Origin of the sequence: Domibacillus epiphyticus (genome assembly GCF_001975785.1) — a bacterium.
Classification (GTDB): domain Bacteria; phylum Bacillota; class Bacilli; order Bacillales; family Domibacillaceae; genus Domibacillus; species Domibacillus epiphyticus.
Genome location: NZ_MSFI01000001.1, coordinates 243,872 through 270,269, shown reverse-complemented (window position 1 = coordinate 270,269; position 26,398 = coordinate 243,872). Strand labels below are relative to the sequence as shown.

At 36.8% G+C, this 26,398-nt stretch carries 31 protein-coding genes; 7 read left to right on the top strand and 24 right to left on the bottom strand.

Annotation, left to right across the window (positions count from 1 at the left end):
* Positions 1-38 precede the first annotated feature (38 nt).
* The 17 genes from BTO28_RS01350 to BTO28_RS01270 all read right to left on the bottom strand — a co-directional run bounded on the left by BTO28_RS01350 (position 39) and on the right by BTO28_RS01270 (position 11,655).
* A complete protein-coding gene (locus BTO28_RS01350; RefSeq protein WP_076763283.1) occupies positions 39-584 on the bottom strand; it encodes a hypothetical protein in 546 nt (181 codons plus the stop codon).
* On the bottom strand, positions 581-1,621 hold the full coding sequence (locus BTO28_RS17050) for a lysozyme family protein (RefSeq protein WP_076763280.1): 1,041 nt from the start codon (positions 1,619-1,621) through the stop codon (positions 581-583). Before BTO28_RS17050 ends, BTO28_RS01350 begins: the two co-directional genes overlap by 4 nt.
* Entirely contained in the window at positions 1,611-3,470 is a 1,860-nt protein-coding gene (locus BTO28_RS01340; protein ID WP_076763277.1) for a VirB4 family type IV secretion system protein, read from the bottom strand. The genes BTO28_RS17050 and BTO28_RS01340 overlap by 11 nt, the downstream gene beginning before the upstream one ends.
* Positions 3,445-3,900, bottom strand: coding sequence for a hypothetical protein (locus tag BTO28_RS01335; RefSeq protein ID WP_076763275.1), 456 nt, complete (start codon positions 3,898-3,900; stop codon positions 3,445-3,447). Before BTO28_RS01335 ends, BTO28_RS01340 begins: the two co-directional genes overlap by 26 nt.
* A 28-nt stretch (positions 3,901-3,928) precedes the next feature.
* Positions 3,929-4,432 (bottom strand): hypothetical protein, encoded by a 504-nt coding sequence (locus BTO28_RS01330; protein ID WP_076763272.1) that lies wholly within the window; start codon positions 4,430-4,432, stop codon positions 3,929-3,931.
* A 66-nt stretch (positions 4,433-4,498) separates the two neighbouring features.
* Positions 4,499-4,822 carry a hypothetical protein gene (locus BTO28_RS01325; RefSeq protein WP_076763269.1) on the bottom strand — a complete coding sequence of 108 codons (324 nt, stop codon included), beginning with the start codon at positions 4,820-4,822 and terminating at the stop codon, positions 4,499-4,501.
* An 82-nt stretch (positions 4,823-4,904) separates the two neighbouring features.
* Entirely contained in the window at positions 4,905-5,069 is a 165-nt protein-coding gene (locus tag BTO28_RS17045) for a hypothetical protein (protein ID WP_158068771.1), read from the bottom strand.
* 200 nt (positions 5,070-5,269) lie between these two features.
* Positions 5,270-5,533 carry a DUF3221 domain-containing protein gene (locus BTO28_RS17040; protein ID WP_269843836.1) on the bottom strand — a complete coding sequence of 88 codons (264 nt, stop codon included), beginning with the start codon at positions 5,531-5,533 and terminating at the stop codon, positions 5,270-5,272.
* A 545-nt stretch (positions 5,534-6,078) separates the two neighbouring features.
* The gene (locus BTO28_RS17345; RefSeq protein WP_076763261.1) at positions 6,079-6,432 is read right to left on the bottom strand and encodes a DUF6527 family protein; all 354 of its coding nucleotides are present in this window, start codon (positions 6,430-6,432) and stop codon (positions 6,079-6,081) included.
* Positions 6,432-7,856, bottom strand: coding sequence for a HesA/MoeB/ThiF family protein (locus tag BTO28_RS01305; RefSeq protein ID WP_076763259.1), 1,425 nt, complete (start codon positions 7,854-7,856; stop codon positions 6,432-6,434). The genes BTO28_RS17345 and BTO28_RS01305 overlap by 1 nt, the downstream gene beginning before the upstream one ends.
* Positions 7,850-8,272, bottom strand: a complete 423-nt coding sequence (locus BTO28_RS01300; RefSeq protein ID WP_076763256.1) for an E2/UBC family protein — start codon at positions 8,270-8,272, stop codon at positions 7,850-7,852. Before BTO28_RS01300 ends, BTO28_RS01305 begins: the two co-directional genes overlap by 7 nt.
* Complete coding sequence (locus BTO28_RS01295) at positions 8,256-8,591, bottom strand: multiubiquitin domain-containing protein (protein WP_233129796.1); 336 nt, start codon at positions 8,589-8,591, stop codon at positions 8,256-8,258. Before BTO28_RS01295 ends, BTO28_RS01300 begins: the two co-directional genes overlap by 17 nt.
* 32 nt (positions 8,592-8,623) lie before the next feature.
* Positions 8,624-8,929, bottom strand: a complete 306-nt coding sequence (locus BTO28_RS01290; RefSeq protein ID WP_083711221.1) for a DUF2188 domain-containing protein — start codon at positions 8,927-8,929, stop codon at positions 8,624-8,626.
* Between the two features lie 57 nt (positions 8,930-8,986).
* Positions 8,987-9,544, bottom strand: a complete 558-nt coding sequence (locus BTO28_RS01285) for a hypothetical protein (protein WP_144289421.1) — start codon at positions 9,542-9,544, stop codon at positions 8,987-8,989.
* A 94-nt stretch (positions 9,545-9,638) separates the two neighbouring features.
* On the bottom strand, positions 9,639-10,496 hold the full coding sequence (locus BTO28_RS01280) for a hypothetical protein (RefSeq protein WP_076763245.1): 858 nt from the start codon (positions 10,494-10,496) through the stop codon (positions 9,639-9,641).
* Between the two features lie 175 nt (positions 10,497-10,671).
* Positions 10,672-10,965 carry a barstar family protein gene (locus tag BTO28_RS01275; protein WP_076763243.1) on the bottom strand — a complete coding sequence of 98 codons (294 nt, stop codon included), beginning with the start codon at positions 10,963-10,965 and terminating at the stop codon, positions 10,672-10,674.
* Between the two features lie 42 nt (positions 10,966-11,007).
* The gene (locus BTO28_RS01270) at positions 11,008-11,655 is read right to left on the bottom strand and encodes a hypothetical protein (protein ID WP_076763241.1); all 648 of its coding nucleotides are present in this window, start codon (positions 11,653-11,655) and stop codon (positions 11,008-11,010) included.
* Between the two features lie 333 nt (positions 11,656-11,988).
* On the opposite strand from BTO28_RS01270, the gene BTO28_RS01265 reads away from it, so the two are divergent.
* From BTO28_RS01265 to BTO28_RS01250, 4 genes are all read left to right on the top strand, one after another.
* Positions 11,989-12,474 (top strand): hypothetical protein, encoded by a 486-nt coding sequence (locus BTO28_RS01265; protein ID WP_076763239.1) that lies wholly within the window; start codon positions 11,989-11,991, stop codon positions 12,472-12,474.
* 320 nt (positions 12,475-12,794) lie between these two features.
* The gene (locus BTO28_RS01260) at positions 12,795-13,187 is read left to right on the top strand and encodes a hypothetical protein (protein WP_076763237.1); all 393 of its coding nucleotides are present in this window, start codon (positions 12,795-12,797) and stop codon (positions 13,185-13,187) included.
* Positions 13,184-15,079, top strand: coding sequence for a VirD4-like conjugal transfer protein, CD1115 family (locus BTO28_RS01255; protein ID WP_083711219.1), 1,896 nt, complete (start codon positions 13,184-13,186; stop codon positions 15,077-15,079). The genes BTO28_RS01260 and BTO28_RS01255 overlap by 4 nt, the downstream gene beginning before the upstream one ends.
* Positions 15,080-15,126: 47 nt before the next feature.
* Positions 15,127-15,975 (top strand): conjugal transfer protein TrbL family protein, encoded by an 849-nt coding sequence (locus tag BTO28_RS01250; protein ID WP_076763233.1) that lies wholly within the window; start codon positions 15,127-15,129, stop codon positions 15,973-15,975.
* Positions 15,976-16,416: 441 nt separating this feature from the next.
* On the opposite strand, the gene BTO28_RS01245 is transcribed toward BTO28_RS01250, so the two are convergent.
* The 3 genes from BTO28_RS01245 to BTO28_RS01235 form a co-directional block, all read right to left on the bottom strand.
* Positions 16,417-16,788 (bottom strand): nuclear transport factor 2 family protein, encoded by a 372-nt coding sequence (locus tag BTO28_RS01245; RefSeq protein WP_076763230.1) that lies wholly within the window; start codon positions 16,786-16,788, stop codon positions 16,417-16,419.
* 15 nt (positions 16,789-16,803) lie between these two features.
* Positions 16,804-17,223 (bottom strand): NUDIX hydrolase, encoded by a 420-nt coding sequence (locus BTO28_RS01240; protein ID WP_076763228.1) that lies wholly within the window; start codon positions 17,221-17,223, stop codon positions 16,804-16,806.
* A gap of 118 nt (positions 17,224-17,341) precedes the next feature.
* Positions 17,342-17,899 (bottom strand): dienelactone hydrolase family protein, encoded by a 558-nt coding sequence (locus BTO28_RS01235; protein WP_233129795.1) that lies wholly within the window; start codon positions 17,897-17,899, stop codon positions 17,342-17,344.
* 153 nt (positions 17,900-18,052) lie between these two features.
* Between BTO28_RS01235 and BTO28_RS17615 the strand changes: the two genes are divergently transcribed.
* Positions 18,053-18,175 (top strand): hypothetical protein, encoded by a 123-nt coding sequence (locus BTO28_RS17615; protein ID WP_269843826.1) that lies wholly within the window; start codon positions 18,053-18,055, stop codon positions 18,173-18,175.
* Here the strand turns inward: BTO28_RS17615 and BTO28_RS01230 are convergent, their stop codons facing one another.
* The 3 genes from BTO28_RS01230 to BTO28_RS01220 all read right to left on the bottom strand — a co-directional run bounded on the left by BTO28_RS01230 (position 18,176) and on the right by BTO28_RS01220 (position 19,970).
* Entirely contained in the window at positions 18,176-19,060 is an 885-nt protein-coding gene (locus BTO28_RS01230; protein ID WP_076763222.1) for a conserved phage C-terminal domain-containing protein, read from the bottom strand. It lies immediately after the preceding gene.
* An 86-nt stretch (positions 19,061-19,146) separates the two neighbouring features.
* Positions 19,147-19,611: a hypothetical protein gene (locus BTO28_RS01225; protein ID WP_076763219.1), complete on the bottom strand. Its 465-nt coding sequence runs from the start codon at positions 19,609-19,611 to the stop codon at positions 19,147-19,149.
* A 14-nt stretch (positions 19,612-19,625) separates the two neighbouring features.
* The gene (locus BTO28_RS01220) at positions 19,626-19,970 is read right to left on the bottom strand and encodes a hypothetical protein (protein WP_076763217.1); all 345 of its coding nucleotides are present in this window, start codon (positions 19,968-19,970) and stop codon (positions 19,626-19,628) included.
* Between the two features lie 154 nt (positions 19,971-20,124).
* On the opposite strand from BTO28_RS01220, the gene BTO28_RS01215 reads away from it, so the two are divergent.
* A complete protein-coding gene (locus BTO28_RS01215) occupies positions 20,125-20,988 on the top strand; it encodes a helix-turn-helix domain-containing protein (protein ID WP_076763215.1) in 864 nt (287 codons plus the stop codon).
* Between the two features lie 18 nt (positions 20,989-21,006).
* Positions 21,007-21,309: a helix-turn-helix domain-containing protein gene (locus tag BTO28_RS16715; protein WP_083711217.1), complete on the top strand. Its 303-nt coding sequence runs from the start codon at positions 21,007-21,009 to the stop codon at positions 21,307-21,309.
* 414 nt (positions 21,310-21,723) lie between these two features.
* Here the strand turns inward: BTO28_RS16715 and BTO28_RS01205 are convergent, their stop codons facing one another.
* Positions 21,724-25,980 carry a restriction endonuclease gene (locus BTO28_RS01205; RefSeq protein ID WP_076763213.1) on the bottom strand — a complete coding sequence of 1,419 codons (4,257 nt, stop codon included), beginning with the start codon at positions 25,978-25,980 and terminating at the stop codon, positions 21,724-21,726.
* Positions 25,981-26,398 lie beyond the last annotated feature (418 nt).

The window sequence follows — 26,398 nt, the reverse complement described above, 5'->3', positions numbered from 1 at the left end:
TTTGTATTTAATCTGGTCTAGTAAAGTGCATGTGTAACTTATATAACCTGCATTATTTCATAGTTTTTTATCTTCCACCCGTCGCTTGTGTAATACATCCATAACTTCATTTCATTCATTGTTTTTGTTCGAATTCCCTTCAATACCAGTTCCTGTTCAAACTGAACGATTACCTCAGCGGTCTCATTTCCTGTCTTGTTATAAACCGAATCCGTTATATTTACTAATGAAATAGTGGTCTCACCTTGATCTCCAAACTCTTCATATTGATCCCTAGTCTGTTCTTTTATCAGCTTTTCCTTTGCTCCGCCAATCGTCATTTTAAGTGCTGCTTCTCTACCATTCTCATAAACACGTGGATCATAAGTAAATAGCCTTTCAACGAAATCAGATGCGACTTTATTAATTTCTTGTTCATGGTTGCTATTCAATGCTCCAATTTGCTTGTTAGCCTCATTTAATTCTTGTTTTAATTCAATTGCTTTGTCTTTTTCTTGCTGCCATAGATCATATAAAGCAAAATTACTCACCAGTGAGAAAATCAATAATACACTTAAAATAATTGAAAGATATTTTTTGTTCATGATCTCCCTCCTACAAGTGGTTTTGGATCAATCTTCTTGCCATCAACAATGGTTTCAAAATGAAAATGCATGCCTGTACTGGCTCCTGTTGTGCCACACAATCCGATAGACTGGCCTTGCTCTATCGGCTGGTCAACCTTCACTTGAATCTTCGACAGATGCGCATACACCGTAACCAGCCCGCCCCCATGATCCACATAAACACGCTGTCCATATCCAGCGTTATGATTACTTGGATTTTGCCAACCAGCTTTAGTGACTGTACCTTTTTTGACAGTCCGAATTGGTATTGGCGACTGATTGCAGCTATAATCAATCCCTGCGTGCAACTTAGCAACTCCGGTTATTGGATGAATTCTCACTCCAAAAGGTGAAGTAACCTTAGTATCCAGTGGTTGAACAAATCCCATTGCATTCGGGTTTCCTATTTCCGCCGCACTTACTCCATATGTTGCACCTGTGTAATAGCGCAAGACGTTGTCAACGTAATTTATATCTCCGTATCGGCTCCATCCCATTTTTGCCGCCATCATATTAGAAAAGGATTGTGCTACTTCTTTTGAATAGCCGCCTCGTGCTTTTGCATAGTCAATAAAACCTGTTCCAAAGTTATACGACTGCAAAGCTAACTTTACATCGCCTCCAGCTTTTTTTAGTACACCTGCAAAGTACTTCACGCCAACATCAATAGACTGTTCTGGATCGGTAATCGAGTTCCTCGGCAATCCAATTGATTCGGAAGACTGCATGACATCCGGCAGCCTTCCTCCTGATTCCTGCATCATTTTTGCAAGCAGCATCTGAACATAATCAGAAACACCATATTGAGTGGCATATTTGGCTACTAACGGTTCATATCGTTGAACAAGTTCCGATACTTGAGCATCACCGCCAGTGCCGTCTCCTGTGTAGCCATTCTCCTGTTGTTGCTCTTGTCCGCCAAAGAAAAACATAAACATAATCATGAAGATCGTAATCAGTAGAATAAGGAGCTTCTTCCAGTTTTGAATGACGATTATAGTCAGCTTAATGTGCATGCTGCAACATCACTTTCTGTCCGTAAATCTTTTCATATTTCTCCGGATGGATCAGCCTCATTTCCTCCGGTGTATGATCTACCTTCATGTGAACACGGTTATTCCCTACAACATAAATGCCTTCACCCTGTCGGAATTTGCTTATGATAAGCTCTTCTTCCTCTGACAGCTTGAGAATTTCGTGGTTTTTCAAATCGGCAATGTCTTTTTCTTTCAATGGAAGGATCAGCTGAGAAATGGAGTTGCCGATAATAGCTTGTCCATAGTTTCTGTGTCCTTCTTGGGCTGATAAGAAATCGGCTATTTGCTGAGTAGCTACTGTCGCACCGCCGCTATACTTCCGAATACGCTTGTAAATTTGATATAGAAATTTCATAGCCCTTGGATTGTCGGGATCGGCAATCGTATGAGCTTCATCGACATTCAGCCAGGTGAATTGTTCTTTCTTTTGCGTAATCTCATCCCATAAAAAGCTTAAAGCGTTATACATCGCCGCTGCTTGCGAATCTGATTCTTCTTCAAGCTCTTTTAGGTTAAAAGAAATAAAATCATTACTAAGGTCAACGTTGGTATGGCCGTTAAACATCCGGCTGTTTGATCCTTTTACGTACATATAAAGAATTTCACGAAAATCTTGTAAATGAGAGTACCGTTCCTTGTTTTCAATTTCGTTATACAAGTCTTCCAATATCGGAAAATCTGTTGCTTTCAGTCTTCTGAAGTCCGTTACAAAACCAATCCCTTTTTGCTCATACGTGGCAATGATCGCTTTTTCGAGCTGAGCCATCTCCACAATCTCCATATTCTTTTTGATCAGCTTAAAGAAGATTTTTAAGCGCTGAATTTTTTGAAACAGTAGCGGCAGCACTTCCGATTCATCTTGCTCGTCTGCTTCTAGATCAGTTGAATCCATTGACGCTTTAATTTCTAAAATGTTCACAACTGATTTAGACATTGGTGACATTTTGATCACCTGCCCGCCCACCTTTTCACATACCTTTGAAATTTCGCCCTCTGGATCGATCACAAACACGCGATCTCCAGTCATCCATTTCCGCAGCAGATCTTTTATTAAATAAAAAGTTTTTCCCATACCTGTCTGCCCTACAATAAATTCATTATGAGAAGCCAATGCTTTTTGGTCGATCAATACTAGGCTGTCTGTTGTCAAATTGATTCCTTTGATGATTCCTCTGTTATGAAAGAGCTCTGATTCATCAAAAGGAAACAGGCTGCTTGCTGCTTCCGTATCAAAATTACGATAAGTCATTTCCGGAATTGTATTAGATAACGTAGGTAGTATCGATTTGAATGCTTCAATCATATTTGTATCTGCTTGAGCGATCCGCAGTCCTCTTTTAAAAGCATTTACTTTCAACCGTTTAGTGGCTCTGTCCAGTTCGTCTAATGATGGTGCTTGAAGGTGAAGATACATATGAACATGAAAAATACTTTTATTATCGCCGCTCATTAGTTTTTCCAGCGTATCTTCAGCTGCTTTCAGTTTTTGTTCAAGCGCTAATTTGCGTGCTGGCTTCATCTTTACAACCTTTTTGCCATGTAGCTCTGTGTTCAACTCACTGATCGATCGTTCCGTTTGCTTAATATATTCGTCAGAAGGCTTCGGAACCAAATGAGTAGAAACCGTTAGATTGCCTTTAAAACGATACAGTTTCGAAAGAAAATTCCCTTTAGGCTGCCGGGGAAAATCAATAACTAAAAAGGTTCGTGCAAAGTTGTCACCTAATCGAATATGCGACATTTCTTCTTGAAAAACAGGTGCTGGAGCAATCATATCTTTCAATGTCATGGCCTGAGTTGGTTCAATCATTTCCGATTGTTTGAACATCTTCTTTCCCTCCCTGAATGATCTGTGAAATGGTTTCACTTTCAATGGGCCTGTTTTGCGCTTCGTTATAGTCAAACAATGTATGAAGGTAACGTATTAATTCAAGATCTGTTACCTCCTCAGCTATAAGTTCCAACTCCAAAAGAGAGGTAACAATTTCATCTTTCTTCTCTTCCAGTTCCAGCATCGTTTCGTATCGGATCTCCGGCGTATCTTCCTTCATTTGCTCACAGAAAATGACGTAGCGCTGTCGCTGCATAATGTCCTGACTGATTTCAATCTCTTTGGCATACTCAATGTAACTTTCTTGTAGCTGTCGTTTATACGGATTTTTGGTTAAAAAATGTGTCCTCTCCTGATCTGCAATATAGCTTTTCAGATCAACTGGCATGGAGACATTTGTAAGCTGGACCGGGTATGTGAGTGTCATTAAAAACCCTTCAAACAACTCAAAAAGTTCATTGCACTCCGCGTTGCTTGTCAGTTCCAGATTTATGGCTGACACTTTCAAGCATTGGACCATTTTGTGACCTGGCGTGATTAACTTTCCTTGCTCGATCTCCTTGATTGGAATCAACTGCTGAACGGATTTCAGTGCTTTCTCCTGCTGTTTTGCCTCTTTCGCCTTTGTCTTGCGATTGATCCACTTCATTCATATAACCTTCTTTCCTGTATTGAAATAAGCGTTGTCGGTTCAGAAACTTTAGTTTCCACTGAAGATGCTTATACAATGGAACGTTTTCCCTGATGGGATGTGTGCCCATGAGAATCCACGGTAGGCCAAGCGAAATCGCAATGAACGTTACTTTGTTTGAAAAGCTAAAAGGTGTGTGTTGCAGAATGATGAAATCCAATGCAATAATCGGCAGGAAGGCTACATGCTGCCATCCTGAAATGCCCGGAATCCATTCGAATTTTTTGTCATAGTTTTTCGGAATGAAAAATTGCTTTTTTTCCCTCACAATCTCAACTCCTATTCTTATAAAGAAAGCACCCTCTGAAATCAAAGAGTGCTTTTCTTGTCGTAATTAAATCAAACCATCCAGCCACCCTAATAACGGCTGCAACACAAGCAAAATCAAGTAAGCAACAATCGCGATATAAGCTGTGCTTTTATGTTTGCTTTTCTTATGCTCATCACCAGCCACAATGTACATCAAGAAAGAGAACCCGATCACAACAAGCGCAATCTTTGGAGCTACTTTCAATATTTCTGCAAACAATCCATCAGATATTTTGTTCACATAAGAAGATGGAGCTGTGGCGCTTGTAGACGTTGGGACAAGAACTAGCAGTGTAACTATAGTGGCTGCATATAGTTTGGCGAAGAAAGCTTTCCTATCTTTTTTCATGTGCAAACCTCTCCTTGTTTTCGTTTTATATTCGAGATTCAAATTACAGTATATTAGATTAAAAATTAACCAAGATAATTTATTATCCTTGCACCCGCGAGTGAAGTGAGTCCTTCTCCATTTCATCTAAAAAGCCTTCAATAGCCAGAATCACAACTTCTTTTATATCTACATCCTCTTGTGCACAATAGATCTTAATACGTCTTTTAAGCTTCATTGGCACATCTACATTTAGTCGAACAATCACCTTCTTCTCCCCCAAAAATGTCCACCACCTTTCTTAATTTGATCCTTCATTCAATCTTTCACTATTTCATTTATTCATAATACAGTATATTAGATTAAATATAAATAGGATAAATTAACCACTTTGAATACCAATATGGTTGTTTGAGATTGCCGAAAAACCCTAAATAGTCTGGAGAACTATTTAAGGTCATATTAATTTTATTCCTCTACAATTCTCATTTTCAAAGCAGTACCACTTGGTGGTCCCGTAATGTATATCCAATCATACGTAACTATTACTTTCTGTCCAATGTGTAACGATGATTTAATAATCTCATCAACTTCAGATAAGTGAATAGCATAAGCTTCGCCATCATAACTTTTTCTTAAATATGCCTCTAATCCATCTGGGTTCTTGCCCATGATTTCTTCTTTAGTGATTTCAGGCATAACTCGTATTGAATTTTCACTTTTCCTAACGATATAACCTTGTACAACAGCACTTTCCTCTTCGCCGTTGTTCCCGGTTACAGAAGGCGGTTGATTTGCAGGAGCAGATTCTTTTCCATTTTGAGTTCGATTATCAGGTGTACAGGCTGCAAGAAAAAGAAGAGGAATACAAAGGAAGAACGAAAAATATTTTTATTTTAATGTGAAAGGCTTCTTTACCTCTAGTGTGTTTTTCTACAATTCGTTTAAGCGGCAGAGTTGCTACTCTACAATGTTAAAATCAAATTTCATCAAAAAAATAGAAACATTTAAAGTGAAATAAAGTTTGATCAAATTAATACTAATAACTTTGATAAATGAACAAACAGAAAGAGCATGTTTTGAAAAAAGGTTATAAAAAAGTTTGATTAAAAATGTATCGCAAAACCTCATATTTCAATAAATAAAAGTCTCCGAGACCTTTTATCCGTTTAAAAATGTGCTAGCAAAAATCTATTAGATGTCCTCTCTCTCCATTAATCATAACATGTATGGGTAACGAAGCCTATTGAGAGAGAGTTAATTTGACAGATAAATTCCTAATCTTCACACCAATGGATTTGTCCCTTCTTCAACCAAAAATGACTCCTACAGCCTTTTTGTCTCCAGATAGAAGGATGGAGGGAAACAGTTCCATCATTATGTTGAGCAATTTCCCATTTAGGTCTTCCATCTTTGTGTAAACTAATCTGAAGAAGTTCCTGACACCCACATGGACATATTAATGCAGCAGACCAAAGGTATTTACCCTCCCCAAGAATATAGATTGTATCCTTTGACAGATTATCCGGTAACTCCGTTAAATAAATGGAGCGGTAAATTTTTGATTTAGAAGTGCTAAAAATTCTTTTGATTAAATTGGTAATTTTCTCAAATAAATTAACGAGCCTCATTAAGTATTATTCCTTTCGGCTAATTCCTGTAGACCTAATAGTGGTAATATATTACCCCGCCCGGCATAATGAGATAATACTGGACAGGGTTCCTTTTCATTATCGGTTACCAAACGAGTTTGTGTAAGACTGACTGTAATTGAGGTGATTTTCTTGTTGTCGTTGGGATCATCTCGAATAGGGTGTATCCTGCATAGTAACTCGTTAACTGCTAAACTGGATACTAGTGTATTTACACTAATTACAGCTGGACTTTCTTCATTTGCTCCCTCAATATACTTATCTTCCAGAAGTTGCAAATACAGATCTGGGTTTTTACGCTTCATATTCTCCGTCCTAAGCTTATCCGGCGTATATACTTTACGACTGCTAAGACTAGAACCATCTGGCTGTAAATAATGCACTGTTCCACATACTTGGTCAACGCCCCCGTATCCATTTGCTTTGATCTTTACACCCAGATCAAAGTAAGGGATGTTATAGTAAACACATAAACGATTAAGAGTGTCCCTACCTTCTACGGAGTCCATACAACCGAAAATAATGTCGCACTGAGCTAGAAGTTGTATTACTTCTGGATAATACAAATTTTTACAAATCGGAACTATTTTGGTTGGCAACCCTATCCTCTCAAGTGCATCTGCCATTAATTCCACTTTATAACGTTTGGCTTCTGCATCAGCAATTGTGGAGTTATAAATCCGGCCAACATTAATGTCTTTTACTATATCATCATCAACCAGTACTAGTTCTCCTACACCTAGTCGATAAAGCATTTCCGCTGTAGGGCTACCTGTTCCTGATACTCCAACAACACCTATAGATAGTGTTTTTAGAATTTCTGTAGTTCCTTTTCCAAAAGCTTGTCCAGTTCTTTTCATAAAAGCAGGAATTGTTGCTGGCTCTTTTTGAATTGCAGGCCAAATTTTAATATCATCCCCAGCTATAGAGATAGAATGAACTGGTTGGGTATTTCCAATAGCATCCCATGATCTAGCTAAAATTGTACCATCAGAAACCATAATTGCACTAACACCGGGAAACTCTGTTTCTAACCGGTCTGCGATTCTTGGAAAAAGTTCTTTATCAGATAGGTCATCGTACTTTGAGAATTGCATTAATCCATTAGGATGGCTATGGATTTTTAGTAAAACCATTTTTTTACGAATGGCTTCATCAATTAGAGGAATAATGTACTCAGTCGGCCACTTAACCCGCGATTCAGTTCTGATGCTACACTCTTCATGTGGAATTTTGTAGATACGATGAATACTTAGTACCCTCTGAGTACTAGTTTCTACCTGTCTTTCTGTAATTCCACATAAAGCAAAGGCTACTGCTTCCAAGCCATCTCCGGGAAAAAGATGATTATAAAGTGATGAATGCTGACGACCCGTTAAGCGCAACTTTACTCGGTTTAACATGAGGTTGACACCGTTTTGAATTCGCGAAGAAGCCATTCCTCGATTAATCCTATATGTGTACTAAGATTATCAACACCGGGTCTCCATGGATTCGTCCCAGTTCTATGGCGAGACCATCGCTGAAATTGTTTTTGATCTATCATTTGTGTATATTCAGTAGCTCTAATTGGAACATTATCAATCCTATACAGGCTAGGAGTGAAATAAACCATATCCAACCCAGCAACAAGATAATTGCTTTGTAATTGTATAGCTGCTATAGCGGTTTGGATATTATAACCAGTTGGTATAGGGAAATGATGAAGTAAAAGCCAATAACCTGAACCTTCAGCAATAGTTTCCCAAGTAATTCCCAACGAATCTAAGTAAGCAACTTCATCCTCTTCTAAGTAGAATTCTTTACGCAATTGTTCCATTACAAGTTCCCTCCGTTTGATCTAATGGAAGTGTCAGAAATCTTTCTAGACCAGGAGTAGCAAAGTCCACTTCTTCATCAAGTTCGATTTTACGTGTACTACCGCCTTTTAGTTTCATATCTAGTCGATAATTATCTGGTGGTACTAAACCAGCTTTTATTAAAATGTTTCTGCCTGTTAAGAAACGAGTTTCTGACACTACCATGATTTTATCAACTCGGAACTTATAATTTACATTATGCTTAGGTACTGGTTTACCTTCCTTTGAATGTTCCTCAATATTTACGACGGTTAAATTTAAATCTTTATTTTTCGTCAATGTAATCATTCCTTTTCTTGTAATATAGTAATCTATCCACGTGGTGGGAACTTGTCATTCCCGTAACTATTTTTTTCTCTGATTTGTCCGTTTTTTCGGTGTATAATCAATTCCGATTTTTGATTTTGTGCAATCTGTGTTGCTCTGTTTACAGCCTCCAATTGTGTAGCCGTTTTTAATGTAGCCCTTGAGTTTCCAGCTCCTTTTATTTGCCAACCCCCACTAGGATGCGGTGTCACATGTTGATTTTTTATAGTCACTTTAAATCCCTTCTCCCTTCTCGCTTTCAATTTTTTTTTTGAAATCCATCTATTTAAAATGAGGGTGATTAACCCCATTTGATTTCAATTTTTTTTTTTGAAATCCCTTTTTTTTAATGAGCCGCATTTGGCTCATTAAAAAAGACTTTGATATAAAAATTGCCTTCCGCCTTCCTCGAGTATGATTTCATCGCGGGTAATTAACCGAAGGTTATAAAGATCAGATAATTGAGTACTTGCTAAAGTTAATTTTTTACCATATTCATCGGAAAGTTCCCTTGCCGTTATCTTTTTCTTTTCGTAAACAATATTTAAAATTTCTGTTAGTGTTTTTCCAAGATGACCAAGAAGTAAATGACCTTCTTCCGTCCTTGCTACTATGCAGTCCTTGAGACCGGCCAAAGAACTGCTGATGTTATATTCATGATCATATTCTTCGTTAAGACTGTCCAAATAGAGATACTTATCATGAGATTGAACGCTTTCTCGCATCCAGCTAACAATTTTCGTTATTATTTCATGCACTCCTGAAACATTTATTCCATCCACTTCGGTCATATCATAGTAAAATACTGTGCCTTTAGGCGAACCGATAACTTCGGACATTATCCTACTATTTAAGGGTTGTAGTGATGGGCGATGCAAGAAATTTCTGCTTTTGTATCCTTCGTCTTGAAGGAAAATACGTTTCATTTAAAAATTCACCGCTTTCTCCGGTTTCAAATTTATTTTTGAAATCGGAATCTATTTATAGATTAATTCAATAAGTACATAATGTCAATAGCAATTATACTTCAATTGTTAAATAAAAGTATGTCCCAAAGAAATAATCTCCTTTTGCTAAAACCACCAAATCATCTTCTTCTATTGTGTATGCACAATTATGCGATCTTAAATAAAAATTAACGTTACTAAAATTGTAAGCTCTAGATTTAACGTCCACTAGACCTTTTCCTCTATTGTCATTGACATGCCTTGAAGCTGTCGTTAGAATAGCCTCTCTAATCACATGATCTGGTTTATTTGAGTTAACAGCTTTCTTTAAGCTATTATAAATACCCTTACCCGTGTCGCAAATAGCAATTTTAACGACATTATTATAATCGTAATACTGAATACAAGAAAATGGGGGACATTCAGCATGTTCCAATGCGTTATTGCCTAGTTCAGATACGATATTGGCAATATCGGCGATTCTGTCTTTAGGGAGTTTAGATGTCTTTTTTAAAATCTTTGTTATTGAATTATGCAAAGTCCCTACATCATCAGGATTTTCACATTTTGTTATCTCAAACAATTTGTTTTCTTTATTATTTCGATGGCGGTTATAAAATAAATCCATATTAGTCTGTCTTTCAAATTTGTTCTTTATTTCAGGGCTACATACTCTAAAGAAGTTCATTCTCTCCATATAGCTAATAATTTTACGGTTTTTAGGTATCGTAATATCTAGATAGAAAAATAAATTCAAGTAATCCAAAGTAGAAGATAACACTGTACATCCTGCCGGCGATAATTTCCCTAGGTCTGAAAGATCGACTCTTATAGTTTGGTCTGAATCACTTCCATAATAAACATGCGAACAAAGGTTTAACCATTCATGTACATGTTCTATTGTTTCTAAATTACCTTCCCAATTAAGCATTGCTTCACATCCTTAACCTCTTCCATTTATACAGCCTTTGTTTCGACAATTTAAGTCGCAAATAATCAATTATAGAATAGATAGTATATAGTAATTCCACATAAAGTTATACAGCTTTGTTATACATTAACATTTCTGTTTTTTTCACGAGTGTCTCTTTCAACTAAAACAGACTTTAATTAAAGAAGAATTTGCATTTCCATTCTGGAAGCTCTTCATTGTATTCTAGTAAGCACTCTTTCATACTTTCTCCATCAGAGGGTAAGGTTTTTTCCAACTCAGACCAGCCAACGAGCATTAACTCCTCTGGCATCGCATTAGGATCTAGTATACAGTCCCAAAAAGCGTCCCAGTTTTCTCCGTAATAATCAGGGAACTCAAGCCTTTCTTTAAGAAGCAAGTGCAACTCTTTTACTGTTTTTATCTTAGTTATATCAATGCTAACTACAGACTTTCGCTGTTCTTTCATTCCATGGCACCTCTATGTTTTTACTCAACCAGCCTCAATATTTCAATAAAATCTACCTCCCGGAGTCATAAATTGCTTATACAAACACAAAGAAGTGTAAAAATGTTCCCGAATATTTTCTTCTTCAGCTCTTTCCTTTATTAATTCTCCAATATAAGCCGGAACGTTTGTAAAGAAAGTAACCATTTCTCCGTCTTCATATGAAGGTAGTTGCTCAGAGGGCCCTTGCAAAACGGAGTATGAAACTAGAGCGTTCAATGGAATATAATGCTTTTCACTGTATTCCATCATCTTTTTTTTTAATGTTTCATTCACTTGGACCATTAACTTCTTCGCTTCGATGTCTTTTTCTGCACCTGTATTCACTACGTGTTCAAAGTGATTCGATACAATGTATCCAATCAATCGGTTCTTTTTCATTCCATAGTCTTCAGCTAAATGATTGATCTGATTCATCAGGTTTTCGTTTACCGTTAAAACGAAATGTTCACGCTCAAGCGTGATGGCATCTTCAAGATCAGTGATTTCCGTTTGTGATGGAGGATTTTTCAGCAGCTTTGTTAATTCAAATAAAATGATTCCTGCTAAAGAAACGCCTAAATTTTTTGCGGCGATTTCGATCTGCTCTCTTGCACTGGCGGATAATCGAATGCTTAATTTTATGGTTTTTCCTTTATTTAATTTTGGCATTTTATCAGCCCCTTCTTCAATCTATTATACTTCACTAAGATTAAAATCTAAACATGGCCCTGCTACAAAAATCGCGCAGCAAGGGCCACGCCCTCCGCAAGCGACCCCCTCCCCTCAAACCAAATGCAGGGCATTGGGAAGGGGTGGCGGAGATAAATCCCCTAGCCAGGGGATTAAAAGCCATGCTTCGCATGGGCTGAAACAGCTACCTCCTATTTTTGACTAGCTATATTTAATCTGATATACTGTATTATGAAAGCTATTAGGGTGCTAGCACCTGTATTTTAGTAGAAAACAAGCACCTTAATTTAATGGCTTTAAAGGAGGAACACAATGGCCAGGAAGCAGCAAAAGAATATTCGGATTGACCAAGGTGTACTTGCTGAATTCGAGAAAATTGCTAATCGAAAAAAGCAGCATCATAACGCTGAAATTGAAGAATTAATGAAGCAGTACATTGCTAGAGATGGACAGCTTTTGTTTGACGATTTATATGCTCCACGAATCGCTCACAGCGTTAAGCAGGCAGTCGATGACCAGATTAATCGGCTGGCAAAAATGATTTACAAAACGCAAATTGAGTCAACCGCTGCTTTGTATGCTACGCCTGTTTTCCATAATCAAATTGTAAAAGGCGTTGAAGATGTTCTGGAGATGTTTTTGGATGCACGGATCTTAAATCAAAATCGTATTCGAATTAGTGACCAATACTCGATCTCTTCTAACGGAAAACAAGCAGTAAAGAACTTGCGAAAAATGGCACTCACCGATCATCAGGAACAAAAGAAAGAAAGACCAAATGATCAAATGAGTATGTAAAATTATCTAATTTTTAATCTGATATGCAGTAAAAGGAGTGGGTTGAAATTGGTGCATATGCTTCTCATAAGTATATTAAATCCTTCGAAGATGCCCGTTCTCATATCCGATATATCGGTTTTAGAGAAAGAGAAGATCGATCCGAGTCACTCGGACTTTTTTCTGAGTGCCACAATGCTGCCGATGCAGGAGGATTTATTGATTCTTTAAAAGAAAAACGTTTCTCTCATCCTGACGTTCCACATATTCATACCGTTTTGTTTTCAATGTCTGGAGATGAATGGACGAGATCTGGATTTGAACCTGGGGATTATCAAGCGATGATACGGGATGTCATGAAAGAGTGGGAAATCCAAAAAGGATACAGGCTTCAATGGGTAGCAGCTGAACATCGGAATCCAGACCATCCCCATTGCCATGTAGCTATTCGTGCCTCTTACCACGACCGGGATGGAGTCGAACACAAACTCAAGATTTCAAATGAAGACCGGAAGTTTTTTCGCGAACAATTCCAATTAACAAAAGAGAGAATACGCTCTTTCGATCCCCCGCCCCGTGAATTGGCGTATCAATACGAGCGAGAACCCAGGTTGGTGATTGATACTTCATTTATTGACAACTTGTTTTACCAAATTAATCGGGAGTTAGAACAGGAAGAATGGGAACGAGAACAGGCCCGTAAAAAAGCTCAAAATCAGGAAAGGACGCGATGATAATGGTAGTAGCTAAAGACAAATGGAAACAATCACTGCTAGCGTTTGGAATCACTGGAAGCGTAGCCGAGTATATCAGTGCTGCAGCAATGATTAATTTTTCTTTATTTAAGAATTATCAATTCAATCCATTCTATGAGGCGTTTCAATATAATCTTTTACATCCAGTTCAGACAATGTCAGAAGCATTTTCAAATGACTTGTTTATGCAAATGCAGCCTATTCTTCTTGCTGGAACACTGCTTTTGTCCGGAAAAGCTTTTTTTCAAAAGTCGAATAAGTATGAAGAAGCTTCCCAATACGGTGCATATGGCACTTCACGATGGGCAACGGATTCGGAAATTTTCAAAACCAATTCCATTACGACAACCTTTCAGGGAGACGGAACCATTTTAGGTATGTACAAACGGAAACCAATTATTCAGCATACAAAAAGCCATTTAAACCGCAATGTTTTTCTCGTCGGAGGATCTGGCGCTGGCAAAACGCGCTCTGTGATCATCCCGAACATTTTGAACAATACAAGTAAATCCATTGTCGCTGTGGACCCAAAAGGCGAGCTTTATGAAAAAACATCACAGGCCAAGCGTGAACAAGGCTATGATGTACGGCTTGTTAATTTTAAAAACCGGGATGTTTCCGACCGATATAATCTATTTGAATACATTAGAAAAGATTCAGATGCATTTAAAGTTGCTGATACACTGGTCAATAATGCTGGTGACGAATCAAAGCTGAGAAAAGATTTTTGGAATCAGGCTCAGACTTCTGTTCTTCAGGCGCTTATTTTATATGTTAAGTACGCTCTCTCTCCTCAAGAGCAGCATATGGGAAGCGTTATAGCTGTAGGACAATTGCCAGAAGAAGAACTAAAGAAAGCATTTCACGAATTTGAACCGGGGCATGTTGTTAGAAAAGCCTATCAGACAGCGGTTGAGAATTTAAAAGAAAAAACAATGGGTGATGTTTTTATTACGCTTATGCAGACGCTCAATCCGTGGCAGTACGAAGACGTATGTCAATTCACCGCAGCCAATGACTTTTTATTTGAGGACTTGGGCAAAAAGAAAATGATCGTTTATATCATCATGCCAATTGCTGATAATGAGTTCCGCCCTTTGATTACTACCTTCTTCACTCAAATGTTTTCAGAGCTCTATCGACTGGCAGATCAGCATTATGGAACGCTGCCAAACAATGTATTACTGCAGCTTGATGAATTTGCGAATATCGGTAAAATACCCAACTTTGAAGAACGACTTTCTACGACACGAAGCCTTGGTATTGAAGTAACAATCGTGTTGCAGGACACCAGTCAGCTAGAGCGAGTATATGGAAAAGAAATCGCCAAAGAGGTTATGAACAACTGTGACATTCGCTTGCTGCTAAAAGCCGGTGAACATGAAACAGCCAAGTACTTCAGCCAGTTAGCCGGAAAAACAACGATTCGAGTTAAAAACCAGTCTAATTCAAGCAACAGTACCTCTTCATCCAAAAGTGAATCAGCTCATTACATGGGACGTGACCTGATCACAGCTGATGAAATTACACGGTTAAATAAAGACGAAGCTTTACTATTTTTATCTGGTCAATACCCAATGCGGATCGAAAAAGCTTGGTTTGACCGATTTAAGCACTTTAAAGTTATGCTGCAGCAGGAAGTGTCAAGAGACGACTATCCTGTTACTGATCGAAGTGATTATGCTGTATTTTGTTCTAACTCTACAAGTTCCACTTCTGATTCTCCATACATCATTGATGATATTGTCTTGGAAGAAACGGAGCAGGCCCAAACAGATGAAGAATTAGAAATCGAGCAAAATGATTCAAATACAAAACAAACAAAAGATCAAGGCGAGCTAGATGATCTTATGAACAGCTTTAAATTTTAAATAATCCAATATACTGTTTTATGAATAAAATGATTGGAGGCTTTCAGATGAATGTATTCAAAAGCCCGATTGAATGGCTAAAGGAAATGATTCAAGAGCTGGTTCGAGATTTTGCTAATATGGCTTTTGACTGGCTGGAAATTTTTATGCTTGCCCCAACGGATTTGTCCAAGTATCCGAAAGTCGCAACCGTTTATGACTTTGTCTTTTCGCTTGCTTCTTCCCTTTGTATTGTATTTGTCGCCTGGTCATTGATAGGGATTATGTTTAATCATCTAGCTGGAGTACAAAGCCGCAGTGTTGCAGAAGTAGTATCTAAGTCTATTCTGGCGTTTATCCTTGCTGCAACTGCCCCCTGGCTTTTAAATGATGTTTTATTGAAGCTCAACAACAGCATCGTTCAATTCTTTTTGGACAAAGGATTGGACACGAAAATGCTTGAAAAGTTTGCGTTAATTCCACCTACAGCTAACCTGTCTATTTTTCTCGGCGCCTTGATCATTGTCATCCTGTTTGTTTTGCTCGGGATGCAATATATCCAACGCCTTGGCGAGTTCATTGTATTACTGGTTACGTCTCCCATTGCCGCACAAAGCATTGTAACGGAGAACTTTGACATTTGGTCTGTTTGGTGGAGAGAAGCCATCAGCGTGGTATTCTCGCAAGCATTTCAAGTATCTCTTTTATGGATGATCCTGAATATGATCACCGGAACAGAACAGTTGCAGGATTACATGATGGCCATTGGGCTAATGATTATCTTGCTAAAAGGCCCTAAGTATATTCGTCAATTCCTCTACTCCTCCGGTGCTGGTAAAGTGGCTGTAGGCGTTGCTGGAGGGGCTGGCAAGATGGCTATATACAAATATGCAGCTGCAAAAATTGCTAGTAAATAAAGAAATGGTTTTTTGGTTGATAAGCAGAAACGAATAACCGCACCGCCTCTTATCAAGGTGGTGCTATCAACAGTACGTCTAAACCGCCAAGTAAACCTTACGCAAAAAATGTCTTTATCACGATCGTTAACCAGTAAATCAAGCTCATGACAGAAAAAACGCTTATAAATGTAAATAGCGGTTTTGGTAATTCTTTGGACTTGAATATTAAAAATAATCCGATTGCAAGATGAATGAACACGAATATTAGGGCTGACATAGTGACACCCCTTCATTTTTCATCAAATTTTTGAGCAGTGATCGCAAAAATTAGAGTTGCTCAAACCGCATCTGTTTTCCAGTTCCTAATACTAACAGATACGTAAAACACTGTGAAAAAGATTCACACGATAGGCTTTTTAGCCATCACCCCTCAATACTCTAAATCTGTTATTAAGTAGATTAAAACCGCTGTCTATCTTTTGTTTTCGTACCTTGATGAAAAAACATTTGCCACCTTTCGTCTTTAAATTTCCAGATCGAACTACGTAAGGTATGCTGCATTGTTTCCTCATTAAACGTTCGATATGTAGCTAATACTGAATCGCTTGATAACTGGTGTATATCAAAATCATATAAGGTCATCTTTACTACACCAATACCTTCTTCACTAATACCGTCTTTTCTGTACCAAATATGACCTGAGCTGCCAAATTCGAAAAATTCATCTGCCAGTAGCTTTGTAAGTTCTTGTCGCGATGTACGTATCTCAGGCTTTAACAATTTTTGTTCAAGATGTAGCAAGTGCTTTTTTAAAGAGAGCTGACTTTCCATGTTCGTACCTCTTTTTTATTCTGTCATTTGCAAGGTATATTTTGCACCCGATTCGCTGAGTAGTTTTGAAATTCCGTCTGGATAATACGGCATTAGTCGATCAGCTTCTTCTAAACTCATCCAATCAACTTTTATAATGTTTTCTTCTTGAGGAATTTCTTTAGGACGTTTTGTAATCTGCCCGTGGTATGTAATAAAATAAACATGATTTTGTTCGATAAAAGCCTCGTTTAAAGCAACAATATTGCCAACATTTACGTCATATCCCGTCTCTTCTTTAACTTCTCTTATCGCTGCTTCTCGCAAGGTTTCTCCCAATTCAACTGCCCCTCCTGGCAAAGACCAAGTACCATTCTTGTTAAATACCATTAAGATTTTTCTTATACTTTCATCGAATATTAGTGCGTATACAACATCTACTCTTTTAAAGTTCATTTTTTATCTCCTCTCTTCGTATATCGGAAATAATCAGCCCACAACTCTTCGGAATAATCGTTATTTGTTCACCAAAGTGGCTCCTTTTGATTCGATAATTTCATAATCTTTATTACTTCTAAACTTTTTCAAGAAATTTCAAAGAAATTTTTCTCGCCTCTTCATCAGCTAATGAATTATATTTTGCTGAATATGGATCGCTAAATCCGTGTTCACCATTAAATTTATAACTCTCTACATTTTTCTTATTTAAAAAAGTGATTAAACGATCTACGTTAAAAGAACGTTCTTTTTGTGGGAAGAATAACACTACTGGACAGTTGGGTGTCACGTCAACAGAATCTCTGATTCGCGATCCATAGTATGCCACTACTCCGTCAATAAAATCTGCTTCAGCACATAGCCAGGCAATAGTTGCTCCCATACTGAACCCAATGATAAATATTTTTTTGTAATCAGAGCGAATAACTTTTAATTGATCTTTAAGCTTATTTGCTTCGATCTCAACATTAATGTTTTCCATGAAGTTTCTATAAGCAATTTCTTCCTGGGAATAGTCATAGTGCTTTTCTTTTCCTAAGAGATTCGGACAAAGAACCTTAAATCCTTGTTTTCTTAGGAACTGACAATAGTCTTTTATATGCTTGTTAATACCATATATTTCATGTAAAACCACGACTAAGTGATCCTGATTTTTATAAATGATATTTCAGCACCTCTTCTATTTGTAGTTGTATGTAACCATTATCATATCACTTCTAGTTAACTCCAAATATGTTAAAATAAATATAACGCCAAATATTTCTAACAAATAAAGGAGGGCTCACGCATGTCTTTTGGTGATTTCATGATATTAGTTAAAGCCGAGCAAGAAAAAAAGAAGAAGATTAAAAAACAACCGACTAAGTCTATGAATAAGAAAAAGCCCCAAGACGATAATCGGGGCAAGTAATTAACACCTTGTTTCTTTTCTAAGTTTTGCTTCAAGTTCTGCTTTTTTACGCTGAAATTCTTCATCATCAGCAATTAAACCTTGTTCCTCTTTGCCGTCTTTACCGTCAATAAACCACTGTGGCAATTTTTCCTTTCTAATTCTTCCCTGCTTTTGATAATCCATTTTTTTAATCGGCTTTTCCTGCTGAAGATACATTTCAAAGTTTTCTCCAAACAATGTTTTGGGCCGCAAATAATGTTTAAACTGTTCATGGTCCAGCCATTCTGCTGTTTTGATTCGGATAACTTTCTTAAAGTCTTCCAGTGTAAATCCTTCTTCATATCTTTCGGTAATCAGCTGTTTTGTATGCTTCGTGTTTGCCTTATAATCTTTTTCAGCTATGGTGTTTAAGTAAGCAATGATCTCTTCAAACGGAATGTGTGAGGGACCTGCACCATTATTAGTCCTATCATTCTTTAGTTCATTATATTGATTAGTTTCTTTATTCTTTAGTAGTGGCGGATTATCCGAAAACGGTTTTTCCGAAGACGGTTCTGCCGGGGCGGTTAAGCCGGAGCGGATTTCCCGCTCCGGTAAAACCTCCTGCTTTTCCTCGTATACATCATAAATATAACCAGCAAATTTGCCGTTATCCGTCCGGTGATTAGACCTTGAAATATACCCCTGTTCAATAAGCTCTTTGATGCCATTTCTAACGCTGTCCTTGCCATCTCTGCTATGCTTAATGATCTCTGATTCATACACTTGCCAATCATCTGGACGGCTTAATAAATAGACGAGAATGCCTTTTGCTTTAAAAGAAAGAGTTTTATCATATATAAATCCTTTATGAAGCTGCACATAAGGATTTTCCCGGTCTTTCCTTTTTCGATAGACACTCATACGCTCACTTCCTTGATTCCCTGCTTTATGCTACAATACAGGATGAAATAAGTTGTTACATCCGAGTGGTTGTTCGCAGCAACCGCTCATTTTTTATATGCTGTTGAATTTTCAAGGCTCAATACTTCAGGATACTCCGTTAAGCTATAATCCGTTGCTTCTGAAAAACGAATAGCTTCTTCTGCAGTCATGGGCTGTTTTGCTGTTAGTGACTCTAGGGCAATCCATCTTTTCAGACTGGCTCCAATAATAGCAGCCATATCAATGCGTGAAATCCCTGCCAGAACACGGGCTTCTTTTAAGGACAAAGGTTCACTCATGTTGCTGCTTACTTTTTCTACAGCATAGGAAAAAGTAATAAATTCTTTTTCTGCCTCTTCTTCCGTTTGAACTAAATAAGCTTTTTTGCATGTTATTTTCTCTATTTTATTTTTGGATGTCATACAGATCCAAAATGCTCGTCCCGTCCTTTTTATATTTAAATCATAATTAAGGCCCTTTTCTCCAGCAATATGATAAATCGCTTTTGACTCCTGAATGATCAAATTCATCAGGTTCCTCCCCCTTAACTGATACTTCTTTCCTTTCTAGCTTTGCTAACCTTGTTAACTGATATTTTCATATTTTTAGCCTGCCCATTATAATTATTTCTCACCTCATCCACCCATCCGTCTATAAATACATCAATTTCTGGCTTATAAAACAGCATTCTTGTTCCAACACGAATAATTGGGAAGTCAGGATCATGAAAAAACAGTTCGCTTAATGTGGGATAGCTTAACCCTAAATATTTTTGCAAATCCTTGCTACTCATTAACAATCGGTCATGCTCAATTTTCTCAAGCTTCTCTTCTACTGCCTTTTTATACAGCTCTTCAACACGCTTTTCATCAATCGAGATTTCAATCATTTTTTCACTCCCTTTCATTAAGTTTAATAAAACTCAAGTTAATTATATGAATACTCAAATAATTTGTAAAGTAATTAATGGTAAATCATTCTTTTTATATTCGATTCAAGTATAATATTACTCAAGGAATAGGCTTAGCACAGGGGGATTTAGAATGAAGAAATTTATTAAATATATAAAAGACAAGCGGACTATGAAAGGTTTGAGTACGTATAAACTTGCTGCTCTTATAGGTGTTTCTCAAAGCTATCTTTCACAATTAGAAAATGGTCGAAAGGATAAGCCTCCTTCTCCAGAGATTATTAAAAAATTGTCCAGTGCTCTTGAAGTAGATTACTTTGAGTTAATGAGACTAGCAGGCTACATGGATACGTTCGATTTTCGAGCTGATTTCACTAGCTACGATCCTCTCCCTCCCAAAAGAGAGCCTGAGTATAATCAACAGGCAGCAGATAGTGTCTATGATCCAGGACCATCTTATAGAAAAGATCCTATTGGGCTCCTACTACAAGGAAGCTTTCCTAAAGAAAAATTGTTTAAATCTATACGATCTTATAAAAAAATATCTATTGATGAAATTAGCAAAAGAAGTGGCCTTGATGCTCAATATATTCAGGATTTTGAGGATGCAAAGACTTATCCTACAGATGAACATTTATATTCGTTGTTTCACGCTTTGAATCTAGAAGATATTTACAATTGGTTCCTTGATCATGCAGACGTTATGATAGAAGATCTCGAACAGTTAGATCGGATAAAAATAAGAAAGAATCTGATTCATTTTTTAAAAACCAATTTCACTGAGATCTCCTTCCATGTTTTTAATAGAGAAGAATATACGGGTCCTACAGGTGAAAAAGTGACCCGAACTGTTCCAAAAGAAGAATTAACGGAACGCTTCTTTTCCTTGAACCACCTACTAGAAAGAGATGGAAATGTTTATTACCAAGGTAAAATTTTATCAAAAAAAGATCGTGATAAAATCAAAATCCTGCTTAACCTAATGTTAGAGGATTAAAGAGGAGCATAAACAACTATGGCATATATCTATCAAGCTAAAACTGGTAAAGAGGATCATACATCTTCTAATGATTCTTCAACATTAGAACTACATGCTGCCATTATAAAAAGAATCCAGGAGCTAGCTGATGAAAGAAATATGACTGTTGCCCAAACAGCTAAGTTAGGTGGTATTAGGCAATCAACTATTTCTGAAATCCTGAATGGTAGATCCAAACATCCCAAAGTATCGACCATTTTTCAATATTGCCAAGGATGCAACATTTCTTTAAGGGAATTTTTTGATACACCCGCTTTTAAAACACCTCAATTAAAATGAATCATAGCTAACGCCTTGAAAATTCCATTTAAGTATTAACCATTAAGAGTTTTTTTAATGAACAGAAAATAAAAAAGTGTCAAACCCTTATAAATCAAGGTTTGACGCTTTTTCGGGGGATGATATTACATCATACCGCCCATTAGTCCAGTGGTATGCAACATGTTTAATGTGAATTAATGTAAGTTAATTATTTCGCGTCAGCAAAAGCTTTTTTCAAATCATAGGTGTAACATTTTTAACGTAAATTAACTACTTAATATAGGATTATGTTACCCTTTTGTTACCCCTTATTAGGATACGAGTATAACGCTTAATATAGGGTTAACTAGAAATCAATAAAGATAAAAAAGGTGACAATTATTTAATTTGTCACCTTTTTTATTTATCCTAATAAAAACTTCTCACTGATCATCAAATTATTTCATGAACCTTCCAGTCTTCTTCACGGTTTACAATCCAGTATTTATCAATTTGTTTTAATGCCATATCTCTATGCTTCTCTAGCGTTCTTGCACTAGGTTTGCGTAGAAGCCTTACACCCCAAATGATACTATATCCAAGCGGGATAATTTCGTCTAATACTTCTCTCCTAACAAAAAGCATTTTCTGCTCATCTTGATATGGTATTCCTGTAGAAGTATAAAACCCTTTTACTTTATTTTTTTCATCAATATATTTATAACCTAATAAATCTGTAATTGATAACGCTTGGCGAATATCCTTAGAGGGCATACTTATACTCACCTCACCAGCAAGCGTAGAATCCGTAACGCTTACTATCCCTGCCTTTATTCCTAAAAATCCACCCCCATTTTCACTATCTTGTATATCCACTCTGTTCAAGTTGTATACCTCTTGTAACCAAGGTATCCATATGACATCAGCAGGTGACATATATGTTTCGCTAGCTATACTTCCATAAAACCCATCTAAACTATCCATAGTTTCTAATCCCTTTTTAATCTTGTTCAGTTCACTTTTATCCTCATTTTTTATTAAAAATGTATTTATCCAAAACAAGGATTCCCCACCAGATTCTCTTTCGGTAAGTGCCGTAAAACCATTTAGAGAGATCCATTCACCAGCTAACTCATCACTTTTTAATATTGGGAGATTTTCGTCTGTAGGTAAAATCCACTCAATTATATTTGGTGTCTCAGCATTTTCTACCCATTCATTGATTTGGGTAATCGGGTCAGAATCAGTGAAATGGACTGTTGGTGTTAAACTATTTGGTAAGAACCATTGTTTATAAGGTTCTTCTTTCTGAACAATTAAATTATATGCTGAATTGTTTGTATTAATTAGAATGGAATAATCGTCAACTACCTTGAAAGATATAGTCTCTGAAAATTGATCTAATATTGGTAATCTATCTGATAAATATCCTAATAGTTCAAAAACAGCAATCCAAACATACTTTTCAGCAATTGTTGTAATTGTACTTTTACTCCCGTGAGTTGCCCTTTGATATTTTCTTATGATTGTAGTGTCAATTCCGTCTTCTGGACTTAGAAATCTAGTCTCACTCCAACCATAACCCTTTATTATCTCAATAGCAGCCCCAATTGCCCACGCATGCGGTGTTAAATTTTCTATATCATATTTTGATAAATGCTCTATAGCTTCAGAAGATTTGGAGCTTGTTATCGGGTTATTCTCGAAGAACGGTTCATAGCCTTTTTTAATTACATACCAAGCTAAATCAGATGTAATAGGAGTTACCCCCCACCCTCTACCTTGCTCTTGGGTTACCTTTAATGTTGCAGATTCATCTATAGGCAAGAGTTCATCGTCATGTGAATAAGGTGGGCGTGAAGAAGTTAGTAGATTTTCTTCTACCGCTCCGAATAGCACGGCTCTTTCGATAACTCCTCTTGCACTTTGACGAATTATTGCATTTTTATAATATTGAATCCTAGAGAATATATTTTCATGAACCCAGTTTGCTAACTTCTTGAGCTCGGGAATATCCCTTATAAGACAAGAAACACCATAAATAACATTCGCTAATTCCTGTAGCATTTGGGGGTCATTTGATTGGAAAACTCTATCTAATAGCTTTAATAATTCATTAACATTTTTAGAGCCCCATTCTGTTAATTGGATTTTACTATCTTCTATAACCATTTCTTCCACAGATGTTAAACTCCAAGCAACAATTAAAGGTAACCCATCGCTTTGTTGCGATGGTAGAAGTCTAAGTATCTCACTAATAGGATGCCTCTCTCCTCCAGCGCTAGGTATGTCATCGGGTACTGACCAAATAATATCTCGTTCAGCAGGAGATGGATACTCCATTAGAGTTTCATGTAAGAGCAGTGGTCCAACCGGGTGATTGGGTACACTCGCTACCGGAATAATAAGTGATTTTATAGCACTTCTACTTCTAGCCGTGGATGTTGTTAAACACTCTTTAATCCAATCCTTATATTCCTCTGTTAGATTTATCGGAGAATTTGCAAGAACAAACCAACGTATCTGGTCTAATAGTTCATCCTCGAGTCCATCTTCAAAGTTTAGCTCTTTGCCAATAAATAAGTTGTAATCCATAAAAAGCTGTAAAGCAGCCATATTGAGTGCTGCAGGTAACTCTTTAAGATATTCAGGTAAATATTTAAACCCTTCCGCTTCACATTCAATAATAGCTTCCCTTGCTATTAGGAAGTCCATTAAAGGTTGGATAGCTGCATTATAATCTGCTTCATGTTCACTTAAAGGGTCACTTTCATCGTAATTTATAGATTCATAAATCAATCCATACTTAACTAGATAATCTAAAATCTGAGCGGCTTCACTTAAGGTTATTAAACCTTCTGGACTTTGCGCATCATGTAATACCTTAATAACCTTCGTACGAGGAATACTGCTACTCGTTGACAATATTTTCACTAATTTTGTTAATCCCTTTAATATAACTTTATCTGACTGATCCCACCTACCGTTTATTGCTCCCTTCACCTCATTATCAATTTTCATTATTTTAGCTAATAATAAATGAGCAACAGTTGTCTTAATCGAATCATTTTCTCTTAAAGTTTTTCCAGCGTAAATTTCACAAAAAAGTCTTAAAGCCAATGGGGTCTTTAGAGTAAAACGAACCCAAGGTACTTCTGTTACATCGATATTATAAGTTGATATATACTCATCAAAAATATAACTAACTGGAACGTCACCCTCATCCCTAATCTTAACAAGGTTTACTTTACTTAGTGGCAAGGGCTTGTTCTCAAAAACGTATGGTCTAGCCATTATACAGAACCTAATTTTCTGGTTAGTTATTAAGATCTGATCTAGTTCCCCTAAACGATTCTTCCAGGCATCTAATTCAACTGATTCTTCTATACCGTCTACAGCTATTAGGAAAGTGGTCTCTTCAATTTCCAAATCATGCTTTTTATCTTCATTATATATTCTATTTATATGTGCTCTAATTGCCGTTGCCTCCAAAGCGGAGAAAAGCTCCTCTTCAGACCAAGCACTTGAAAGTCCTAATGCCTGTCTAAGTATTGAACCCCACCCTTCACTTGCCCTAACATCTTTTGCTCTTATAAGGATACTAGGATAACTATTAGACAGCCTTTTATTTACAATATCCGTAATACCATGCGTCTTTCCTGTTCCAGGTTGACCTGTAATTATGGTATTGTGCCTTTCTAACGCTTTACCTATTTGCCATATCTGGTCAAACACCAAAGGTCCTACATCTAATTCATTCATTGCTTTAGTTAACTGCAAGCGTGCAATTTCTCTACTTGAACGAGGAGATTCTTCTAATATCTGTTTAAACCCAGAAAAATTTATTGACTCTGGTTCAATATATTCATCTATATACAAGCCTTTTATTAAAGCATCTTCTAACTTATATAATAATAAAATATATTTTTCTATCGACTCTAATGTGGATCTTCCAACGTTTTGCTTCTCAACAGGAATAATTTCTATATCATTTAAAGCTATTTCTAACTCCTGTTTAGCAATTTCCATTTTGCTTTTTATATCCTTTATGTAAAAAAGAGAGCCATCTCTAAAGTCAGCTGAAATTAATAACCCTTCAAGGGTTTGTTCTATCCTTCCCTGAGCATGCAAACTTGGAATATAACGTTCTTTTAACCAGCCAGCCATCATTAAATCAAAACGTCTTTTCAAAAAATCAAAATCAAATTCTTCGCTTTCAAACCAAAATTTCCTTATACCTTCATTACCAGATTGTTGTAACTCGGTAGTGAGACTACTTTCATTCCAAAGCACTAATTCTAAATTAGTGTAAGTATCGAGAATATCACTCTCCATACTATCCCATCGGCTTTGTTCACTGTTTCCTCCCCTACCAGTTTCATTACCAAGGTCTCTTGGTATACATACTGTGTATGATATAATGTTAGAGCGAACGCTCATTGCAGTTTCAATGGAGGATTTTATCTGTCTTATTTGTTGGTCCTCTATTTTGCTAGGAAACCATTTAGCCTGGACTGCAACAATTTCGTCACTCTGTAATTCTGCGTAGGCCTCGACTCCTCCATCTCCTCCTGCTCCATTAACAACATAGAAGTTTTTTAAGTTGTCTTTATAGGTTCTCCTTGCCCATCTTTCAAAAAGTTGTATACAGAAGGTTTCAAACGCTTGAGTTGGTGCCTGGTTATGTGTTTTAAAGTTTGTCCAATTCATTATCCCCACTCCTATGCTCCAGCAATTTTCTATGTATCAGTAGTATTTAGCATTATATAATTAATTAGCTATCAATGGACAAAAATGCTTTCATGTTTTGTCTCTCTACTAAAGTAAAAAGCATTTAAATCTATTCGTAAGATATTGTATCAATCTATTACTACTCAGTAAATTGGTCGATTAAACAGTTATCTATAAAAGTACCCCACGTTACAATTTATTTTTAATTAATAGTTTGAGGCCAAATGTGGTCACACTATTAATTAAAAATAAAAAAGACTCCCAAATTAGTTGAGAGCCTCAGAAACGTTGTTAATTAATTTTTTGAGAACCCAGATAAAAGATAGATACCTTTAGAACGTGTTTCTCACGTTCTTTAAATACCTAAAACATGATATTTGACTAGGAAAATTAAGAT

Excerpts from the sequence above, each read along its gene's own strand:
- BTO28_RS01290 (WP_083711221.1), bottom strand. The coding sequence starts at position 8,929 with ATGGGGTTAATCACCCTCATTTTAAATAGATGGATTTCAAAAAAAAAA.
- BTO28_RS01230 (WP_076763222.1), bottom strand. The coding sequence starts at position 19,060 with ATGAGTGTCTATCGAAAAAGGAAAGACCGGGAAAATCCTTATGTGCAG.
- BTO28_RS01225 (WP_076763219.1), bottom strand. The coding sequence starts at position 19,611 with ATGAATTTGATCATTCAGGAGTCAAAAGCGATTTATCATATTGCTGGA.
- BTO28_RS17345 (WP_076763261.1), bottom strand. The coding sequence starts at position 6,432 with ATGAGGCTCGTTAATTTATTTGAGAAAATTACCAATTTAATCAAAAGA.
- BTO28_RS01220 (WP_076763217.1), bottom strand. The coding sequence starts at position 19,970 with ATGATTGAAATCTCGATTGATGAAAAGCGTGTTGAAGAGCTGTATAAA.
- BTO28_RS01240 (WP_076763228.1), bottom strand. The coding sequence starts at position 17,223 with ATGAACTTTAAAAGAGTAGATGTTGTATACGCACTAATATTCGATGAA.
- BTO28_RS01270 (WP_076763241.1), bottom strand. The coding sequence starts at position 11,655 with ATGCCAAAATTAAATAAAGGAAAAACCATAAAATTAAGCATTCGATTA.
- BTO28_RS01325 (WP_076763269.1), bottom strand. The coding sequence starts at position 4,822 with ATGAAAAAAGATAGGAAAGCTTTCTTCGCCAAACTATATGCAGCCACT.
- BTO28_RS01280 (WP_076763245.1), bottom strand. The coding sequence starts at position 10,496 with ATGCTTAATTGGGAAGGTAATTTAGAAACAATAGAACATGTACATGAA.
- BTO28_RS01305 (WP_076763259.1), bottom strand. The coding sequence starts at position 7,856 with ATGTTAAACCGAGTAAAGTTGCGCTTAACGGGTCGTCAGCATTCATCA.
- BTO28_RS01205 (WP_076763213.1), bottom strand. The coding sequence starts at position 25,980 with ATGAATTGGACAAACTTTAAAACACATAACCAGGCACCAACTCAAGCG.
- BTO28_RS16715 (WP_083711217.1), top strand. The coding sequence starts at position 21,007 with ATGGCATATATCTATCAAGCTAAAACTGGTAAAGAGGATCATACATCT.
- BTO28_RS01250 (WP_076763233.1), top strand. The coding sequence starts at position 15,127 with ATGAATGTATTCAAAAGCCCGATTGAATGGCTAAAGGAAATGATTCAA.
- BTO28_RS01245 (WP_076763230.1), bottom strand. The coding sequence starts at position 16,788 with ATGGAAAGTCAGCTCTCTTTAAAAAAGCACTTGCTACATCTTGAACAA.
- BTO28_RS01260 (WP_076763237.1), top strand. The coding sequence starts at position 12,795 with ATGATACGGGATGTCATGAAAGAGTGGGAAATCCAAAAAGGATACAGG.
- BTO28_RS01215 (WP_076763215.1), top strand. The coding sequence starts at position 20,125 with ATGAAGAAATTTATTAAATATATAAAAGACAAGCGGACTATGAAAGGT.
- BTO28_RS17615 (WP_269843826.1), top strand. The coding sequence starts at position 18,053 with ATGTCTTTTGGTGATTTCATGATATTAGTTAAAGCCGAGCAAGAAAAA.
- BTO28_RS01285 (WP_144289421.1), bottom strand. The coding sequence starts at position 9,544 with ATGAAACGTATTTTCCTTCAAGACGAAGGATACAAAAGCAGAAATTTC.
- BTO28_RS01300 (WP_076763256.1), bottom strand. The coding sequence starts at position 8,272 with ATGGAACAATTGCGTAAAGAATTCTACTTAGAAGAGGATGAAGTTGCT.
- BTO28_RS01335 (WP_076763275.1), bottom strand. The coding sequence starts at position 3,900 with ATGACACTCACATACCCGGTCCAGCTTACAAATGTCTCCATGCCAGTT.
- BTO28_RS01275 (WP_076763243.1), bottom strand. The coding sequence starts at position 10,965 with ATGAAAGAACAGCGAAAGTCTGTAGTTAGCATTGATATAACTAAGATA.
- BTO28_RS01255 (WP_083711219.1), top strand. The coding sequence starts at position 13,184 with ATGATAATGGTAGTAGCTAAAGACAAATGGAAACAATCACTGCTAGCG.
- BTO28_RS01350 (WP_076763283.1), bottom strand. The coding sequence starts at position 584 with ATGAACAAAAAATATCTTTCAATTATTTTAAGTGTATTATTGATTTTC.
- BTO28_RS17050 (WP_076763280.1), bottom strand. The coding sequence starts at position 1,621 with ATGCACATTAAGCTGACTATAATCGTCATTCAAAACTGGAAGAAGCTC.
- BTO28_RS01340 (WP_076763277.1), bottom strand. The coding sequence starts at position 3,470 with ATGTTCAAACAATCGGAAATGATTGAACCAACTCAGGCCATGACATTG.
- BTO28_RS01265 (WP_076763239.1), top strand. The coding sequence starts at position 11,989 with ATGGCCAGGAAGCAGCAAAAGAATATTCGGATTGACCAAGGTGTACTT.